Source organism: Pontibacter rugosus (assembly GCF_042678745.1).
In the GTDB taxonomy this organism is placed as follows: domain Bacteria; phylum Bacteroidota; class Bacteroidia; order Cytophagales; family Hymenobacteraceae; genus Pontibacter; species Pontibacter rugosus.
Window position 1 is genome coordinate 1 of the sequence record NZ_JBHTLD010000087.1, and the last position, 18592, is coordinate 18592.

The following is an 18592-nucleotide window of genomic DNA, read 5'->3' on the forward strand; positions in this document are numbered from 1 at the left end:
TTTTTAATCTCTAATTAAAGAATATACTGACTCAAATCGCGGTTTTTCACCATGCCCGATAGCTTCTCCTGTACCATGGCACGGTCTACCACGATGCGTGCATTGGCTCCGATCTTGTCTGGCACATCGAACAGAATATCGTTGAGCAGACGGCTCATAACGGTATGCAGGCGACGCGCTCCAATGTTCTCTACCTCCGTGTTTACCTCAAAGGCGATGGAAGCGATTTCATCCAGCGCTTCATCGTTGAAGGTCAGTTCTACATCCTCTGAAGCTAACAGGGCCTCATACTGCTTGGTAAGCGCGTTCTTTGGGAATTTCAGGATTTGGTAGAAGTCATCTTTGGTCAGGCTATTCAGCTCCACACGAATCGGGAAGCGGCCCTGAAGCTCCGGGATCAGGTCTGAAGGCTTAGCCACGTGGAACGCACCTGCAGCAATAAACAGGATATGGTCTGTGTTGATGATGCCATACTTGGTGCTCACCGAAGAACCTTCCACAATCGGCAGCAGGTCGCGCTGTACCCCTTCGCGGCTCACATCTGGGCCGCCACCGCCTTTGTTGCTGGCGCTGGCTACTTTGTCAATCTCATCAATAAAGATTACGCCGGAGTTTTCTGCCTTAAAAATGGCCTCTTCCTTCACCTCGTCCATATCAATTAGCTTGGATGCTTCTTCTTCCAGCAAGATCTTACGTGCCTCGGCAATGGTTACTTTGCGCTTCTTGGTTTTCTTCGGCATAATGCCGCTGATCATCTCCTGGATGTTCATCATCGAAGCCTCGTCCATACCCGGACCCATCACGCCCATTCCCGGCATAGCGCTTTGCGACACGCGAATTTCGATTTTACGGTCTTCCAGGTCGCCGTTGCGGATTTTCTCACGGAATTTATCGCGCGTGCGTTCATTCAGTTCGTAATCGTTGTCCGGCATGGCATTCGGATCTGAAGTGGTAGAAACCGGGCTGTGCGTACGGCCCTGGATTGGCGGAATCAGCGCGTCCAGGATGATGTCTTCCACCATCTCGGCTGCTTTCTGCTTCACCTCTTCTTTCATGCGCGTCTTCACCATGTTCACCGACTGCTCCACCAGGTCGCGTACCATACTTTCCACGTCGCGGCCTACGTAACCTACTTCAGTAAACTTAGAAGCCTCTACCTTAGTAAAAGGCGCATCAGCGATCTTGGCCAGGCGACGGGCAATTTCTGTTTTACCCACACCTGTTGCGCCTATCATCAGGATATTGTTTGGCACAATATCACCTTTTATACTTTCGTCGGCATTCATGCGGCGCCAGCGGTTACGCAGCGCAATAGCTACGTTTCGTTTCGCGTCTTTCTGCCCGATGATATACTTATCCAGCTCCGCTACAATCTGAGCTGGTGTTAACGATGCAATATTATCTAACATGTCTTTATCTTATATGATACATCTTCTCCCGGCTATTGCTACGCAGAAGCGCAGCAACCGGTAGTTTATGAACTTCTTTTCTTTTTGAGGAAGGTGCTGGTGTTGGTGCCGATGGTAACATAATGTGTGGCTCCTGACGGGTGAAAAAAGGCGCTGCCATAGTTCAGCTCAAAGCTTCGAACCCGCAGCATGGCTCCCACCGAAAACCCTACTCCTCCTGCTTTTGTATCGAGCCGCAGCTCTTTGCGCCGCAGGTGGTTGTAACCTGCCCGCAGCTGAAAATTCTTACTGAATACAAACTCGGTGCCTACCACAAAATGGCGGGCAATTTTATCCCCCAGCGTCTTCTCTTCCTTTACCTCATTCCCGTTCTCATCCAGCTTGCCCGGTGCATTTGGGTCGAGGTACACAATATCGAACTGGTAGAGGCGGTGTGCCGTGAGCGATAGCCGCACCGGCATGTGCTCTGGCTTGTAAGATAGCCCCAACTGGGCATCCCAAGGCATTTGCTGCCGCTCGCCACCGTCATAGGTCTTCACCTGATAGCCGACATTCTTGAACGCCAGCCCCACCGTAAAATCTTTCTCTGGATGCTTGAAAACAGCTCCAGCATCGGCCAGTATACCTACGGCTTTGTTGCCAGCTATACTTGATACCGCTACTTTTGCCGTTGCCCCAATCGTAAAGGCCTCCGCCTCCCGCGCATGCGACAAAGCAAGGGTATAATCATTCACATTGAAAGTGCCCAACTCCATGCCCGTAGGGTCACGCTGCACAAAATCGCCGTAGTTCAGGTAATTTATACTTGCTGCCCAGCGGCCATACTTCTCACTCTTAAAAGCATAAGCCAGGTTGCTTTGTTTGATATCGGCTAAATATCCCACATAACTTAGGCTCAACTGCCTGTCCATCTCCTCGCTAAGCAAGGCCGGGTTAGCCGACACCATACTTACATCCTGCGCGCCAGCTGTAATATTTACACCTCCCAAAGCTGCCAGCTTCGCGCTATTCGGCAACTCCAGAAACAAAAACCCACGCTGCCCCCCTATCTGCGCCTGCGCCATGAGCGAAAAGCCCAGCAAGGTGCAAAGTATGAGAGCGGCTTTTTTCATGGGCTTTTCAATTTTGAATAACTGACTTTTGAATGACTGAATATTTATTTGTGAATGAGTGGATGAGTGATTGAGTGAATGGTTAATTTTGAATAATTGACTTTTGAATGACTGAATTTGTACTTGCTGCCTTTCCACATCCCTATTGTCCTCCTGGAAGGATCTTGGTAGCAAAGCGCCAAAGCAGTTGCGACTCGCCCACAAGATCTTTTCAAGATGACAGACCGGGGAGCAGGACTCGCTCATTCACTCATTTAAAATTTACTCATTCGCTCATTCAAAAGTCAATTATTCAATTATTCAAAATTTATTAAGCGTCAGCTTTTTCCTCTCTCACCGTCAGGTTCAGCGGGTACTTTACGCGTTCCTTCAGTAACGCGATCTTCACCACATCGTCCACACGGTCTACGTAATGGATGTTGAGGCCTTTGATGTAATGCGCCGGAATTTCACTGATGTCTTTTTTATTTTTCTGGCAAAGGACAATGTCGGTGATGCCGGCACGTTTGGCTGCCAATATCTTCTCCTTTATACCGCCCACTGGCAGCACCTTGCCACGCAGCGTTATCTCACCCGTCATCGCCAGCCTTGATTTCACCTTACGCTGCGTGAATACCGAAGCGATAGACGTAAAGATGGCGATACCAGCCGATGGGCCGTCTTTTGGCACAGCGCCTTCCGGAAAGTGAATGTGCAGGTCGTACTGGTCGAACAGGCGGTAATCTATATCCAGCAGCTCTGCGTGTGCTTTTAAGTAGGAGATGGCCGTCATAGCCGATTCCTTCATCACATCGCCCAACTGGCCCGACAGCGTCAGTTTGCCTTTGCCACGGCTAAGTATACTTTCAATAAACAAGATGTCACCACCCACTGAGGTCCAGGCCAGGCCTGTTACTACACCAGCTGTGTCAATGTCCTGATAAATTTCTTTGTCGAATATTTCAGAGCCTAGAATCTTTACCACGTCCTCTGGTTTGATAGAACGGGCATACTCCTCTTCCATTGCCTTCTGCTTGGCAGTATTACGCACCAGCTGGCCAATTTTACGCTCCAGGTTACGCACTCCTGATTCACGGGTATAATCGTCAATCACTTTCTGGATAGTAGCTTTTGGTAACTTCACATCGGCTTCTTCCAGGCCGTGCTCTGTAATCTGCTTCGGCACCAGATGGCGTTTAGCAATCTCTGTCTTCTCCTCTAAAGTATAACCCGTGATGTCGATGATTTCCATACGGTCGCGCAGGGCTGGCTGTATAGTATCCAGCGAGTTAGCCGTGGCGATGAACAATACCTTCGAGAGGTCATACTCTACATCCAGGTAGTTATCCATAAAGGTATGGTTCTGCTCCGGGTCCAGCACTTCAAGCAAAGCCGAAGATGGATCGCCACGAAAATCAGAAGCCAGCTTATCTATCTCATCCAGAATAATAACAGGGTTAGAAGAACCTGTTTTCTTGATCTGGCTAATGATTTTACCCGGCATGGCACCCACGTAGGTACGGCGGTGGCCACGAATTTCGGCTTCATCACGCACGCCACCAAGAGACATACGCACATAATTACGGCCTAAGGCTTTGGCTACAGAACGGCCCAGCGAAGTTTTACCCACGCCCGGAGGTCCGTAAAGACACAGAATCGGTGCCTTCATGTCGTTCTTCAGCTTTAATACAGCCAGGTATTCAATAATGCGCTCTTTTACTTTCTCCAGCCCGTAATGGTCTGCGTCCAGTATCTTTTTAGTGCGCTTCAGGTTAAAGTTATCCTTGGTATACTCGTTCCAGGGAAGGTCCAGCAGAAACTCCAGGTAATTAACTGATACAGGATACTCCGCTGCTTGTGGGTTAAGGCGAGCCAGCTTATCTATTTCTTTCTTGAAGTGTAAGGCTACAGCCTCTGGCCATTTCTTCTTAAGCGAACGCTCCCGGAAGCGCTCAATCTCCTGATCTGGTCCCTCCTGTCCCAGCTCATCCTGCAACACTTTTATCTGCTGACGCAGAAAGTAATCACGCTGCTGCTGGTCGATATCGGTATGTACTTTTGAGTGGATTTCCTGCTTCAGCTCCAGCAGTTGTATTTCGCGCAGCATGAGCTCCAGCAGTTGTGTACCGCGCTCTCTGCCGTCGTTTACTTCTAAAAGCTCCTGCTTTTGCGCAACTTCTACATTTAGATTGCTCGACAGGAAATGCGTCAGAAAGCTTGGGCTATCGATGTTATCAAGTGCCACCTGGGCCTCCTGTGGTATCTCAGGGTTCAGCTTCAGCATCTTGCCTGCCGCATCTTTCAGCGACTGTACCAGGGCTTTTACCTCCTTTTTGCTCTTGTCCATCGGCGTCTCTTCGCATAGACTCACGCGCGCGGCCAGGTAAGGATCCTCCTGTGTTACCTCCTCTACTTTAAAGCGGCTCTGCCCCTGAATAATGATCGTTGTATTGCCATCCGGCAGCACCAGCATTTTCAGGATCTTTGCGATAGTGCCTACTTCGTAAATATCTTCTGCCGATGGGTCATCAGAGTTCGTGTTCTTCTGCGCTACCACACCTATAATCTTATCACCGTTATGCGCTTTACGCACCAGCTTTACAGATTTTTTACGGCTCACGGTTATCGGCAGCACCACTCCCGGAAATAATACGGTGTTCCTGACTGCCAATAATGGCAACTCGTCAGGCAGATCCTCTAGTTTTATATCATCCTCAACATCAGCGGTTATGATCGGAATGAGCTCTGGCCCATCGTCGTCCGTAGCGCTGCTTAAAAATAAATCCTTTAGAAATTGCTCCAATGTATGGTTCTTCATAAGTAGTTCAATGCCATTTTGACAGGAGAACATCGTTCATCCCCCGGTTTTCCTGTTCCTCTATAGTTGTTCAAGTCCTGTGCCAAGGCTGCTTAGGCTGTTGAATTGTCGGTTTTTAGCTAAAAACAGGACTGAATTAGAAAAGTATAGCTAAGAATATAGACCTTCGCAACAATATAGCACAAATTTAATATCTTTAGGCTTTGCGTTAAATACAAGCTGATGAAGCGTCTGTTCATACTCTTACTCCTGTTGCCGCTGTGCTTTTCTGCTTATCAGATACAGGCGCAGCAACTCAAACAAGTTCCGCTGGAACAGCCAGAAGCAGGCCTTAAGGTACATAAGTCGGCACCCAAGCCTGAGTTACACCTCAATTTCCCTAATTTAAATAAAATCCCGTACTATCACGACCGCAAACAGCTAGCGCTGATACAAAAGCTGGAGAAACGCAGGCAATATGATCAGGTGCTGCCGCTGCTGGATAAGTATGTGCACAGCTTCGGAATACAGAACTTCTACAAAGATACGCACCTGCTCTGGCGACTAGGCCAGCTACATGAGCGCCAGGGAAACCAGGAAAAAGCCACAGCTCTGTTTCGACTTGTGCTCAAGCACCACCGCACTGACATTACCCGCGTCAAGTCTTATTACGACTCGCTGGACCAAAACACAAAAGACTATTATGTGCCCCTCGACTACTATTATGAGTTGGTAGAGTATAGAAAATCTATTGCCACGTTCAAGCCGCCCAAGGGAGTTTACCTTAACATGGGAAATCCTATCAATTCGCCTTATGCTGATTATGGCCCTACTTTGAGTGATGAGAATGAGGTGTTTATTTATACTTCAAAGCGCAACATGGATGATTTTAAGGGGCGATCTAACGAGGATTTATACTATAGCAAGCAGAACAACGGCTTTTGGGAAGAGGCTAAATCTTTCGGAAAACCCATCAACAGCATTTATAATGAAGGTTCTGCCTGTCTCAGCCGTGACGGCAACACCTTATACTTTGCCCGCTGCGAAGCGCCGGATGGCTATGGCAACTGCGATATCTATAAAGCTACGAAACAAGCTGATGGCTCCTGGGGCCAGATCCAGAACCTGGGTGCTAAGGTAAACTCTGATGCCTGGGATTCGCAACCAAGCCTTTCTAAATCAGAAGACACTTTATACTTTGCCTCTGATAGGCTAGGCGGCTTTGGTCTCTCTGATTTATACTTCACGCATAAGAACAAAAAAGGCGAGTGGCAACCAGCACAGAACATGGGACCGGTCGTAAACACGCGTGAGAGTGAGGTTAGCCCCTTCTTTCACCCAAAGTACCAGGTGCTCTACTTTAGCTCACGCGGCCAGCTCAACAACTTTGGCGACTTCGATATCTACAAAACCTACCAGGTGCAGGGACACTGGCAGGAACCACGCAATATAGGACCTTTGGTAAATGGGCGCGGGAGTGAATACTATTTCACCATTGATGCAGCTTCAAAAAACTTATACTATGCCCGCTCCGAAACTGACGATATCCAGAACCTCGACCTGTACTCCTTCCCGCTACCCATGGAGGCACATCCGCTGGCTGTAACAAAAGTGGAAGGTACTCTTAAAGACTCCGTGACCAATAAACCCTTATCAGGGGTTATCTCTATCATTGACCTGGAGAACGGCATCGAGATCTCCAGCAAGTATATTCGTCCGGATGGCTCTTTTGAGTTTGACTTAATCGATAACACTAATTACATGATCCTGATCCAAAGTCCGGATTTCTTTACGATTGAGCGGGAGTTGCAGCTTAAAGACGATACCTCTATCCAGCTGATGACGACAATGATAGATTATAACATCCCGCTGGTGTTCCAAAACATCGAGTTTGATCAAAATCAATCTACTATAAAAGCAGAGATGGAGCCGGTACTGGATGAAGTAGCTTATTTCCTGATCGACCACCCGACGTATCGACTCGAGATTGCTGGGCACACCGATGGTGCCGGAGATCCTGACTTTAACCTGAGCCTATCGCAAGACAGAGCAGATGCTATAAAACGGTATATTGAGCGTAAAGTGAACATAGAAGACAGCCGCATTGATGCCATCGGTTATGGTAGCCGCAAGCCTTTAAGAGCAGAGAAAACAGAGGAAGACCGCCGCATTAACCGCCGTGTAGAATTTATAGTTACTAAACCCAAAAAGCAGAAGTTGTAGAGGTCTATTGTGCAGCTTCTGATAGAATTTTGAATAACTGAATATTCAATTTTGATTGAGTGAATGAGTGATTGAGTGAATGTGTGAATTTTATTCTTGATACTCCTGCTACTCTCCTCTAGTGTCATCATGAAAGAATCTTGGTGGCGGAGCGCTAAAGTAGTTGCTGCTCACCCACAAAGTCTTTTTTGAATAACAGAAAGGATATTCAGTTATTCAAAAGTCAGTTATTCAAAATTCAAAACTATACTTAAAGCGGTACTTTCTTTGTTGTCTCGCCGCGCTGTAACAGCACGCTTTCGGTTTTGCCTTTGTAGTTAATGTTGACAATGTTCATCTGGTCGGAAAACAGATCCGTAAGTATGGCATTCTTCACGTAGAGTTGTGGCAGTATAGCTTTATTGACAGGAATCTCCAGATATATCCACACGACATCTGCATCAGCTTCTGAGCCAACAAACTTATGTTTTAGCGGCTTGCCCTGCTCTACTTCAAACACCAGGTTTGTGCTCAGGTAGTCGGACAGATGCTTTTTTACCTGTTCCGAAGTATGGCTGTATACCACATTAGTCTTAGAGCGGCGAGAAAGAGCATCTTCCAGGTCATCCATAAACACCTTTACAGCTACTTCCAGGCTTTGTGTGCGCGGGTTAAACTGTACATCGGCAATACTGGCGTGGTAATCGTGGGCTGCGGCAGGTCTGGCTAAGGCAAAAGCCATTAACAGGAGCAGTAGCGAAAAGAATCTATACTTCATACGTGCACATACTTTATACTTCCTGAAGCAAGATTAGTACCAGTTCCGGTTAAACTACTTAGCGTTAGGCAAATCAGAAAGCACGCGCTCTGCCATGTTTGGCATACTGTCGCTTACAATCCGGTTCACGTTGTTGATGTTTGACTGATAGGGAATATTAATTTTGTTACCAGATACCAACTGGCCTGTATTATCATAGATGCTGTAGTGCACCATAAAATCACGCTCATAATTAAGGGCAGCACGATCCAGGCAGTTTTCATAGATGGTTTTCACCTCAAATTGGTTGATAAAGACATAATAGTCGATACCATACTGGTTGTTGAAGTAGTTGAAAAACTCCGGGTCTTTTACTGTAGCGCCGAAGTGTTTATTCGGGTCTTGGGCTACGGGTACTGTAGCAGGTTCGCCTCTGGAGCCAATCTTCTGCTTTTGATCCTTTACCCAATTCAGGATATTGCCTTTCTCCTCTTTTACCTCTGGCTGGTGGTTGTACTTAGACTGCTTGTTATCCTGGTAAGCATAGTGCAGTGATTTATAAATGCGGCTTAACTCACTAACACTATCGCGGTACACGCCACCCAGCAAATGAATGGTTTCATAGCCATCCGGGGCTAGCATTGCATTCAATCTACCACGGAACACATGGCGCACATTCTGCATCGGAATTTTAGACTGACGTGCAATCTCGGCATCAGCGTCGGAGAAGTATAAATGCGGATCGAACGGCACTACCAGAATGCGGCTTTTGGTTTTATAGGCTGCTGGTTTAGGTGCCGGTGCCGGAGAAGCGGAAGTGCTTTCTACGGTCTGTTTTGCTGTGGCACTGGCGGTGCTTATAGCTACAGGAGCAGCTTTGGTAGCGGTAGCTGTTGGTTTTGGGGCTGGCTTGGCAGCAGATGCAACAGCTGTAGTTGGTTTTGGATTAGTAAGATAAAGCGATTGGCCTATCTGTAATGTGTTGTTGTTCCAGCGTTGCAGCGAATCGAGGGGAATATCAAAGCGGCGGGAGAGGCTATAATAAGTATCGCCTTGCTGAACCAAGTACACACTATCGCCTTGTGCAGCGATAGTGTGTGGGTTTATACTTGTGAGCCAGTTGCCTGGTTTAGCTTCAGCTTGATTAAGTGCAAAAACAAAAAGTAAGGTTAAGCTTGCAAAAAGGTACTTTAAAACGAATTTCATGGGGGAATCTTTGCTTAGAAGATCAACTTGAATACATCGTTAAAGATAGCAAAAGCCATTAAACCTAACAATAAAACCATACCCACTTTCTGGGCATTCTCTAAAAAGTTATCTGATGGCTTGCGGCCACTAATTATTTCGTATGTTAAAAACACAACATGTCCGCCATCCAGGGCAGGAATCGGCAGGAAGTTCATAAAGGCCAAAACCATAGATAGCATAGCTGTGATGCTCCAGAACTTATACCAGTCAAACGTATCGCCAAACACCTGGGCAATACCGATTGGGCCACTTAATGACTTAGAAGCGGAAATCTCGCCACGGAAAATCTTTCCGAAACCTTTTAGGTTAGCTGTGATTACACCAAAGGCTTGCTCTGTTCCCATCGGAATTGATTCGCCCAAGCTATACTCTTTCGTAGCAAACTGCACCATTGGCTCTTGGTAGAAACCTAGTGTTCCATCTTCACCTACCTTTGCCTGCAGCTTAATAGGTTTGCTATCGCGCTCTACCACCATCACTACTGTTTTACCAGCATTCGCTTGCATCGCTTCCTGAAAGTCGTTGAAGAACATAACGCTCTTGCCGTTGATTGTTTTGAAAACATCTCCTTTCTTCAAACCTGCATCATCAGCTGCACTTCCTTTTGCCACCTGCCCTACTTTGAAGGGTAAGCGCGGCTGCACAAAAAGTGTACGCTCATCTTCCTTATCAGCTAAACGGTCAGCAAAGTCAACAGGTACCTGCAGATCCACCAGTTCCCCGTTTCGATCTACAGTGTAATAAGAGTTTTGGCCCAGTATAGCATCAACAGAATAAATATCATTGAACTTCTCAAGCTTCTGCCCGTTTACGGCCACTACTTTATCACCAGTCTGGAAGCCTATGTATTGGCCTATTTCGTTCGGAACAACACCATATCGTGCCTCAGAGGCTGGCAAATAACTTTCGCCGTAGCTGTAGGTAAGCGCTACATAGATAACGATACCGGTAATCACGTTTACAATAATACCGCCCATCATCACGATCAGGCGCTGCCAGGCTGGTTTAGCACGGAACTCCCATGGCTTCGGCTCTTCTTTTAGCGCCTCTGTATCCATTGATTCGTCAACCATGCCGGAGATTTTTACGAAGCCACCCAGCGGGATAAGCCCAAGCATATACTCTGTCTCACCGAACTTCTTGCTGAAAACTTTAGGAGGAAAGCCAATGGCATACTTTTCTACGCGCATTCCAAACCACTTTGCCGCCAACATATGCCCCAGCTCGTGCAACCCAACTAATATTGTAAGCCCCAGAATAAGCTGGGCTACCATTACTACTATATCCATCTAAAAAAGAAAAGTTTATACTTAGTTTTAGCCTGAATTCAACACAACAGGCTGTATAATTATTTGTTTATCAATTCAGAAGCGTACTGACGTGCTTCTTTGTCTGTTGCCACATAGTCCTCGTAAGAAGGGTTCGCAATATACGCAACTTTTGCCATACAGCTTTCCAGTATGTCCGACATCTGTAGGAAGCCTACTTTATCACGCAGAAAAGCACTGACTGCCACCTCGTTAGCTGCATTCAGAATACACGGCATGTTGCCTCCTTGTTCCATGGCATCAAAGGCAAGCTGCAGGTTACGGAACGTTTTAAGGTCTGGCTGCTCAAATGTTAGCTGCGGGTAATCCAGGAAACTGAAGCGCGGAAAGTCAGACTTCAGCCGCTGCGGATAACCCAAAGCGTACTGAATCGGCAGCTTCATATCAGGCAGTCCGAGTTGTGCTTTGATAGAACCATCCTCAAACTGCACCAGCGAGTGTATAATAGACTGCGGGTGCACCACTACTTCAATCTGATCGTTCCGTAGCCCAAAAAGCCACTTCGCCTCGATCACCTCTAGCCCTTTGTTCATCAAAGACGCTGAGTCGATGGTGATTTTCGCACCCATATCCCAGTTCGGGTGTTTCAGCGCCTGTGCCTTCGTTACTGCTGCCAGTTCTGCGGCAGTCTTTCCTCTAAACGGTCCGCCAGAGGCAGTCAGTATAATTTTCTCTATCGGGTTATGAAACTCGCCAGCCAGACACTGAAAAATAGCGCTATGCTCTGAATCAACTGGATATATATTTACTCCGTACTCTTTTGCCAGCTCGGTAACCAGCTGCCCTGCCACCACCAGCGTTTCTTTGTTAGCCAGGGCAATTTGCTTGCCAGCTTTGATGGCATGTATGGTAGGCAAGAGGCCAGCATAGCCAACCATAGCTGTCAAAACCATGTCTACCGTGCCCATTTCTACAACAGAGCAGAGGGCTTTACTACCGGTATATACTTTGATATCTTCATGTAGCAATGCCTCCTGCACCTGTTCGTACAGGTCTTCGCGGGCTATGACAACAGTGTTTGGCTTAAACTCCAGCGCTTGCTGTATCAGTAGCTCAGCGTTGCTATGCGCAGTAATCACCTCCAGTTCAAAATTTTCAGGGTTTGCCTTGATTACATCCAGCGCTTGTGTGCCTATGGAGCCTGTGGAGCCAAGTATGGCGATTTTTCTCATTTTGTTTTCTTTATGATAAAAGCATTTATGCTTTTACAATCATAGTCTTATTACTTATGTTCGCTTAAGCTGACGAAGCTACTATTTGTTCAAGTTAGCACATTATCTGTTCATCCAAGGCTTCAGTTCTGGCCTTGCATGTTGCAGTTGCTCGAGCGCTCCAAGTCCGCGAGTACTCTTTTTCACACTCGGCGTTGTGTGTCTGAAGCTGCCTTCGCTCTGCTCCTGCTGCCCTAGCGGGCACCGCAACATCCACAAGGCACCTCCTAGAAAAACTGAAAAAGCCTTTCCTCCGATCAGAAATACAAGAAATTATTTGTTTGCTACAGAGCTCACACCTCTGCCAGGTGCGTAACGACGATTTTTTGTTTGAGCGGTCAGCAAGTTCAAAATCGTCTTGATTCTTTTGCTTACGCCGGGGGTAGGGGCCCTCTATTCTCATCAAGGAGAATAGTAAGGCCCAGCCGGCGAGGCGAAAAGCTAGCTAAGCGCTTAGCTAGCAAAGTTTACTCACATTTAGCAATCCATCCGCTAACTTCCTGTCATTACTCAGCCTCGGAACCTTATTCTGCCCGCCCAGCTTCCCCTGCGATTTCATATACGCCTGGAAAGCGCCTTTCGGCAATGCTGTTAGTTTAAGCTTTTGAAGAATATTGCCAGCAATAAGATCGTCGTAATAAGAGTTTAACTTACGTAGCTGTTTGTCGAGCTCCTCTGCAAAGGCAGCTTCGTGCACTGGCTTCTTCGCAAACTCCATCAGCCACTCATGGTAAGATGCTCCATCGCTTTGGCTCACAAATGGTGCCACCGTAAATTCTATCAGCTCTACTTCCGGAAACTTTATCATCGCCTGTTTCATAGCCTTCTCTACCTCTTCTCCTATCACGTGCTCACCGAAGGCCGAAATATAATGCTTGATGCGGCCACTCACGATTAGTTTGTAAGGCTTTACAGAAGTAAATTTTACTGTATCACCGATAGAGTAACTCCAGAGGCCGGCATTGCTGCTCACTATCAGCGCATAATTCACGCCTGGCTCTACTTCACCGATGGTCAAGCGGGTTGGGTTGTCGTTATAATATTCTTCGGCAGGTATAAACTCGTAGAAGATGCCAGCGTTCAGCAGCAGTAGTAAACCCGGATCGCTTTGTTTGTTCTGATAGGCAAAAAAACCTTCTGAGGCAGGAAACAGCTCAATAGAATCCACCTGTTTACCGATAGACTCGAACAGCTTTTTGCGATATGGCTCAAAATTAACCCCTCCGTACACAAACAACTGAAAGTTCGGGAAGATGTCCTTTATTGATTTGCCCGTCTGCCTGATCAGCTTATCAAAATACATTTGTACCCAGGGCGGTATACCTGAAATCAGAGTCATGTTCTGGTCAATGGTCTCCTCCACTATCTGATCGAGCTTTGTTTCCCAGTCTTCGATGCAGTTGGTTTCATAAGCCGGCAGCTGATTAGTGCGCAGGTAGCCCGGTACGTGGTGGTTGGCAATGCCTGATAGCCTGCCTGTATTGATGCCTGCCACTTGCTCCAACTCCGGACTGCCAGACAAGAAAATCATCTTTCCATCCAGAAACTGGGATTTACCTGTTTCGTGCACATAAGCTAGCAAGGCATCTTTGGCACCATTAATATGGTTTGGAATGGAGTCTTTGGTGATAGGGATATACTTAGTGCCTGAGGTGGTTCCGGATGTTTTTGCTAAGTATAAGGGCTTGCCCGGCCACAGCACGTCTTTTTCGCCTTGCTTCACAAGGTTGAAATAAGAAGACAGCCCTTCATAGTCCCGCACAGGCACAGCCTTCACAAAATCAGCATGAGAGGTTATACTTGCAAAACCATGATCGCGACCAAACTTTGTTTCCTGCGCTTTGCTTATGATGTGTTTAAACACCGCCTGCTGGGCTTCTACAGGATTTTCTATCCAGCGTTGATGTTTTTTATGTACGTAAGCGGCTAGTGGCTTGCTCAACAATGCTTTTACACCCATAAAATATATTTTAATGGAAGGTAAAGATAACCAGATAATGTAGCAATGCCACACCTGTAGCGAAATGCGGGCACGATGTTCTAAACACGAAACACCTTTGTGCAGTATTAGTTATTGCAAACAAGCACATACGTGAGAGCAACATAAACCTTAAAGTAAAACAACATGAAAAAACACAAAGCAGAAGCCCGCTGGAACAAAGGCCTGAAAGATGGCGAAGGAGAAGTAAAATCAGGCAATGGAGCCCTACAGGCTAAATATTCTTTTGCCTCGCGCTTCGGTGATAGTAACAGCGGCACAACCCCGGAAGAACTTATAGGCGCTGCACATGCTGGTTGCTATTCTATGTTTTTAAGCGCTCTGATGGGAAAACAGGATATTACGCCAGACTATATTGAGACAAAAGCAGTTGTTACCTTAGGTGAGCAAGACGGAGCCCCGACCATACTTAAGATTGAACTTACTACAGAGGCGAAAGCAGCAGGCCTGGACAATGAGAAGCTACAGCAGTTGGCGCAGGAGGCAAAAGCAGGTTGCCCTGTATCGAAAGCATTGAGTTCGGTGCCTGAAATCACGATACAGGCCTCACTTGTCGAATAATTTCTTATATTGCAGGTAAGGTCTGTTATCCCGACCGCTGATGTATCACCAAATATTTTAGGAATGGCAGTATCTGGTAGTAGTGCCCGATCGAGTTTGATTGTGCAGCTAAGCCCAACGCGAAATGCAAAACTTTCTTTTACAGTGCAGCTTATACTTACGCTGTTCTGGCTAAGTTGGGCTGCAATGCTTCTCTTTTCTGAAGAGAGCGCTGCCGGACAGGGCTACCTTTACTATGTATTTTTTGGGTTAGCGGTTGTCTTTCTCTTTTATGTAATACTACAGAACACCTCTGTTTTTGGGGTGCAGTCTTACATTGAGATAACGCAGCAGTACATCGTCCAAAAATTTGGTGTGTTCCGCACGAAGCACCTTATCCAGATACCAGACATTGCGTCAGTTCACATTACGCCACTTGCGCTGCGCCTTACGCTAAAGGATGAATCGCAGGTATACCTTGACCTGAAGCAGGTACGCAAAAAGCGGGATCTGGACAGGATAAAGATGAAGATGCGTGAAATGGCTGAAACACATAATTATGCAGTTTCTGATACTGTAGGAAACAGAATATAATTTTACCTAAAGCTATAAAAAGGAGCGGCGGCCATACTTCAGGTATGGCCGCCGCTCTTTTTTATAGGCTAAGCATGGCTGCTTATTAGCCTGCTTTAGATTTAAATTTCTTCTGTAACTCCTGTATACTTGCTTTGAACTTCTTGTCCGTATCGATCAAGTCAGAAACGGTTTGTACCGAGTGTATAACCGTACTGTGGTCGCGGCCGCCAAAGTGGTAACCAATTGATTTAAGCGAGTGGCTGGTGAATTCCTTGGCAAAGTACATAGCCACCTGGCGCGCTGTTACAATCTCTTTCTTGCGCGTTTTGGCTTTCAGAGAATCCAGGCTTACCTGAAAGTACTCAGCTACTGTTTTCTGGATGAAGTCGAGGTTTACCTCCGTCTCCACATCCTCTATAATATGCTTCAGAGCCTGCTTGGCAAGCTCCAGGTCAATCTCTTTGCGGTTAAGGGATGATTGTGCGATCAAAGAAATCAGCACACCTTCCAGCTCACGCACGTTTGTGTCTACGCTGTAAGCCAGATATTCTACCACATTATCCGGAATATCAATGCCATCCCCCTGCATCTTCTTCTGGATGATGGCCATACGCGTTTCGAAGTCAGGGCTCTGTAAGTCGGCTGTTAAACCCCACTTAAAGCGCGAAAGCAGGCGCTCTTCCAGGCCTTTCAGATCACGTGGTGGACAGTCAGAGGTCATCACAATTTGCTTGCCGGACTGGTGCAGGTGATTAAATATGTGGAAGAACATTTCCTGCGTCTTCTCTTTACCGCTTAAGAACTGCACATCATCAATAATGAGCACATCTACCAACAGGTAGAAATTCGCAAAATCCTGCACGTTGTTTGTCTTCAGGGACTCGATGAACTGGTTCACGAACTTCTCTGACGACACGTAAAGGACAAACTTCTCTGGGTTTACATTTTTGATATTATTGCCGATGGCCTGCACCAAGTGCGTTTTACCAAGGCCCACGCCGCCATAGATCATCAGCGGGTTAAAGGAGGTCGTACCAGGCTTATTGGCCACGGCATATCCAGCCGAGCGTGCCAGGCGGTTGCAATCTCCTTCAATGTAATTCTCAAAAGTATAAGCCTCGTTCAGCTGAGAGTTCAGGAAATTCCGGTCAATGGTTTTAGACTCGAACGGGCTTTTAATAAAGTTTTGCTCTGGCCTGTACGAGTTTACAACAGCCTGCGGAATTTTCTTTGTAGGGATATTTACGGTTTGAGGCTTATTCGACTCATTGCCTCTATCCACAATGATAGAGTACTCTAATCTGCCTTCGCTGCCAAGTTCCTGGTAAATGACCTTTTTTAGAAGCTGCACATAGTGCTCCTCCAGCCACTCATAAAAGAATTGGCTGGGCACTTGTATGGTTAGTACACTATCACGCAGGGATACTGGCTTTATCGGCTCAAACCAAGTCTTAAAACTTTGTTCGCCAATATTATCCTTTATCACCTGGAGGCAGTTACTCCATACTGTTGAACAGTCTTTGATCATCCAATTTTCCAAAACACTTCAGATTTGTTTGGTGTAACAAACGGCTACTTAACCGGCAGGGGGTTACAAATTTGCTCAATAATCCGTAAACAAAAAATTATTTTTTCACGAAGTTGTTACAGGGGTATCAATAGCTATCACAGCTGTTCTTACATCTGTTTTTTCTTTTGTTTTCTTACTGAAGCTATAGTCGAGGCGGCCCAGGAATATCCCGGACCAACCTACCTGATTCACAAGCGTTTGATGACCAGAGGTGTGTTTGTAAGCATCAGGCTCATCCAGAAAGGTATGGGTATGGCCACCGAGAATCAAATCTATGCCTTCTACCTGCTGTGCAAGTGTTACGTCATCTATTTTTCCGTCCTCATATTTGTAACCCAAATGTGAAAGGCAGATCACTAAATTACACTTCTGGTTTTGGCGTAGCTCCTGCACCATTTCACGGGCCTTGGCCACAGGGTCTAAGTATACTGTTTCACCGTAGTTGCTCTTGCTCACCAGCCCTGCCAGCTCAATACCCAGCCCAAAAACACCGATACGCACCCCTTGTTTCTCGAAGATTTTATAAGGGGCAAACCGGTTCTTCAGTATAGTTTTGCTAAAGTCGTAGTTGGCGCTCAGGAAAGGGAAAGAAGCATGAGGCAACTGCCGCTCCAGCCCCTCCAGGCCATTATCAAAATCGTGGTTGCCAAAAGTGGCGGCATCATACTTCATCTGGCTCATGAGTTTATACTCTAGTTCTCCGTTAAAGAAGTTAAAGTATGGCGTGCCCTGCCAGATGTCTCCAGAGTCCAGCAGCAGCACGTTAGGCTCCTGCTGCCGTATCTGCTCAATCAGCGTGGCGCGGCGAGCCATGCCGCCCATTCCACCGTACTGGCGGCCATCATCAGGCAGCGGGTCTATGCGCGAGTGCTGGTCGTTGGTGTGCAGGATGGTGAGAGTTATACTTTGAGCAGCTTCTGCCGAGAATGGAACTCCGAGCATACTGATACCAGCCGCCCCAAGTGCTGTTGTTTTTAAAAAGTCTCTTCTTTTCATGATGCTTATACTTAAGGGAGGATGGTAACCCGCTTTGCGGTGTCAGCTGTTATCGGCTTTTCAGCTGCTGTAAACTGGCGTATCTGCATTAAGATTGCATCTCGCAACAACAAGCCTACCATTTCGGTTTTTATGGCATCTTTCAGCATGTTCAGGTCATCACCGCCGCCTGCCAGGTAGTTAGAGGTTACTAATGTATAGGTCTGGCGAGGATCAAACGGTTTACCGGCTATTTTAATGTCTTTTGCTTTGCCGGCAACAACTGCATAGGCAGCATTACCGATGGGGGCATTTTTTCTTTCGGCGGCATAGTCAAAAAGCTGCTGCACTGTCTCTCCTTTCAACGTAAGCACCAGCAGCTCATTCTCAAAGGGCATCAGCTCAAATACATTTCCTGTGGTTATTTCTCCCTCCGGTAGCGGCACACGCAGGCCCCCGTTCGTCGCCAGCGACAGATCAATAGGCTTACCGTAAAGCGGTTGGGCTTGCGCAAGCTGCAGGTCCACTACAAAGTTGCCCAGGGACGATTCATAGTCCCCTTTGCTCAAGGCTATAGGTGCAGTGCCCACTACTTCAGACATTTTGGTTGTAACTTCCTTACGGTACGGAGCAATTTGAGCTTCCAGCTTTGGGTCTGCGAGTATGGTTTTATCTACGGGAACATCTGTAGTACCCAGTGCCGGTGAGGGCACCAAGGCGCGTTGGCATGATGCCAGGCTGAGGGATAGCAGAACTGCTGCAATTCCTCTTGAAAAGTATTTACTCATGTGTTGACTTAAAATCCGGTCCCAAAGTTATCCGACTCCCTAACATGAACCAAGTGCAGTAGGTTCTGTAGTGAAAATAGAAGAGCTTCTATCACTTCAAC

General features: G+C 46.9%; 14 protein-coding genes. 3 read left to right on the forward strand and 11 right to left on the reverse strand.

What is annotated here, in order from left to right:
* Nucleotides 1–14: 14 nt before the first annotated feature.
* The 3 genes from hslU to lon all read right to left on the reverse strand — a co-directional run bounded on the left by hslU (nucleotide 15) and on the right by lon (nucleotide 5318).
* Nucleotides 15–1409 carry an ATP-dependent protease ATPase subunit HslU gene (gene hslU, locus ACFQ2O_RS10825; RefSeq protein WP_377527194.1) on the reverse strand — a complete coding sequence of 465 codons (1395 nt, stop codon included), beginning with the start codon at nucleotides 1407–1409 and terminating at the stop codon, nucleotides 15–17.
* 65 nt (nucleotides 1410–1474) lie between these two features.
* Nucleotides 1475–2521, reverse strand: a complete 1047-nt coding sequence (porQ, locus tag ACFQ2O_RS10830; RefSeq protein WP_377527197.1) for a type IX secretion system protein PorQ — start codon at nucleotides 2519–2521, stop codon at nucleotides 1475–1477.
* A gap of 310 nt (nucleotides 2522–2831) precedes the next feature.
* Nucleotides 2832–5318, reverse strand: coding sequence for an endopeptidase La (gene lon, locus ACFQ2O_RS10835; RefSeq protein ID WP_377527199.1), 2487 nt, complete (start codon nucleotides 5316–5318; stop codon nucleotides 2832–2834).
* 222 nt (nucleotides 5319–5540) lie between these two features.
* Here lon and ACFQ2O_RS10840 point away from each other — a divergent pair, with 222 nt between their 5' ends.
* Entirely contained in the window at nucleotides 5541–7520 is a 1980-nt protein-coding gene (locus tag ACFQ2O_RS10840) for an OmpA family protein (RefSeq protein WP_377527201.1), read from the forward strand.
* A gap of 250 nt (nucleotides 7521–7770) precedes the next feature.
* Here the strand turns inward: ACFQ2O_RS10840 and ACFQ2O_RS10845 are convergent, their stop codons facing one another.
* The 5 genes from ACFQ2O_RS10845 to ACFQ2O_RS10865 form a co-directional block, all read right to left on the reverse strand.
* Nucleotides 7771–8277: a DUF6702 family protein gene (locus tag ACFQ2O_RS10845; protein ID WP_377527203.1), complete on the reverse strand. Its 507-nt coding sequence runs from the start codon at nucleotides 8275–8277 to the stop codon at nucleotides 7771–7773.
* Nucleotides 8278–8331: 54 nt separating this feature from the next.
* Entirely contained in the window at nucleotides 8332–9462 is a 1131-nt protein-coding gene (locus tag ACFQ2O_RS10850; protein WP_377527205.1) for a LysM peptidoglycan-binding domain-containing protein, read from the reverse strand.
* A 14-nt stretch (nucleotides 9463–9476) separates the two neighbouring features.
* The gene (gene rseP, locus ACFQ2O_RS10855) at nucleotides 9477–10793 is read right to left on the reverse strand and encodes an RIP metalloprotease RseP (RefSeq protein WP_377527208.1); all 1317 of its coding nucleotides are present in this window, start codon (nucleotides 10791–10793) and stop codon (nucleotides 9477–9479) included.
* Between the two features lie 59 nt (nucleotides 10794–10852).
* Nucleotides 10853–12004: a 1-deoxy-D-xylulose-5-phosphate reductoisomerase gene (locus ACFQ2O_RS10860; RefSeq protein ID WP_377527210.1), complete on the reverse strand. Its 1152-nt coding sequence runs from the start codon at nucleotides 12002–12004 to the stop codon at nucleotides 10853–10855.
* 496 nt (nucleotides 12005–12500) lie between these two features.
* Nucleotides 12501–14003 (reverse strand): GH3 auxin-responsive promoter family protein, encoded by a 1503-nt coding sequence (locus ACFQ2O_RS10865; RefSeq protein ID WP_377527212.1) that lies wholly within the window; start codon nucleotides 14001–14003, stop codon nucleotides 12501–12503.
* Nucleotides 14004–14168: 165 nt separating this feature from the next.
* On the opposite strand from ACFQ2O_RS10865, the gene ACFQ2O_RS10870 reads away from it, so the two are divergent.
* Together ACFQ2O_RS10870 and ACFQ2O_RS10875 are read left to right on the forward strand one after the other, a co-directional pair.
* Nucleotides 14169–14603 (forward strand): OsmC family peroxiredoxin, encoded by a 435-nt coding sequence (locus tag ACFQ2O_RS10870; protein WP_377527214.1) that lies wholly within the window; start codon nucleotides 14169–14171, stop codon nucleotides 14601–14603.
* Between the two features lie 63 nt (nucleotides 14604–14666).
* Nucleotides 14667–15176 (forward strand): hypothetical protein, encoded by a 510-nt coding sequence (locus tag ACFQ2O_RS10875; RefSeq protein WP_377527216.1) that lies wholly within the window; start codon nucleotides 14667–14669, stop codon nucleotides 15174–15176.
* A gap of 85 nt (nucleotides 15177–15261) precedes the next feature.
* On the opposite strand, the gene dnaA is transcribed toward ACFQ2O_RS10875, so the two are convergent.
* The 3 genes from dnaA to ACFQ2O_RS10890 all read right to left on the reverse strand — a co-directional run bounded on the left by dnaA (nucleotide 15262) and on the right by ACFQ2O_RS10890 (nucleotide 18491).
* A complete protein-coding gene (dnaA, locus tag ACFQ2O_RS10880) occupies nucleotides 15262–16686 on the reverse strand; it encodes a chromosomal replication initiator protein DnaA (protein WP_377527218.1) in 1425 nt (474 codons plus the stop codon).
* A gap of 105 nt (nucleotides 16687–16791) precedes the next feature.
* Complete coding sequence (locus ACFQ2O_RS10885; protein ID WP_377527220.1) at nucleotides 16792–17724, reverse strand: bifunctional metallophosphatase/5'-nucleotidase; 933 nt, start codon at nucleotides 17722–17724, stop codon at nucleotides 16792–16794.
* An 11-nt stretch (nucleotides 17725–17735) separates the two neighbouring features.
* Nucleotides 17736–18491, reverse strand: a complete 756-nt coding sequence (locus ACFQ2O_RS10890; protein ID WP_377527222.1) for a 5'-nucleotidase C-terminal domain-containing protein — start codon at nucleotides 18489–18491, stop codon at nucleotides 17736–17738.
* Nucleotides 18492–18592 lie beyond the last annotated feature (101 nt).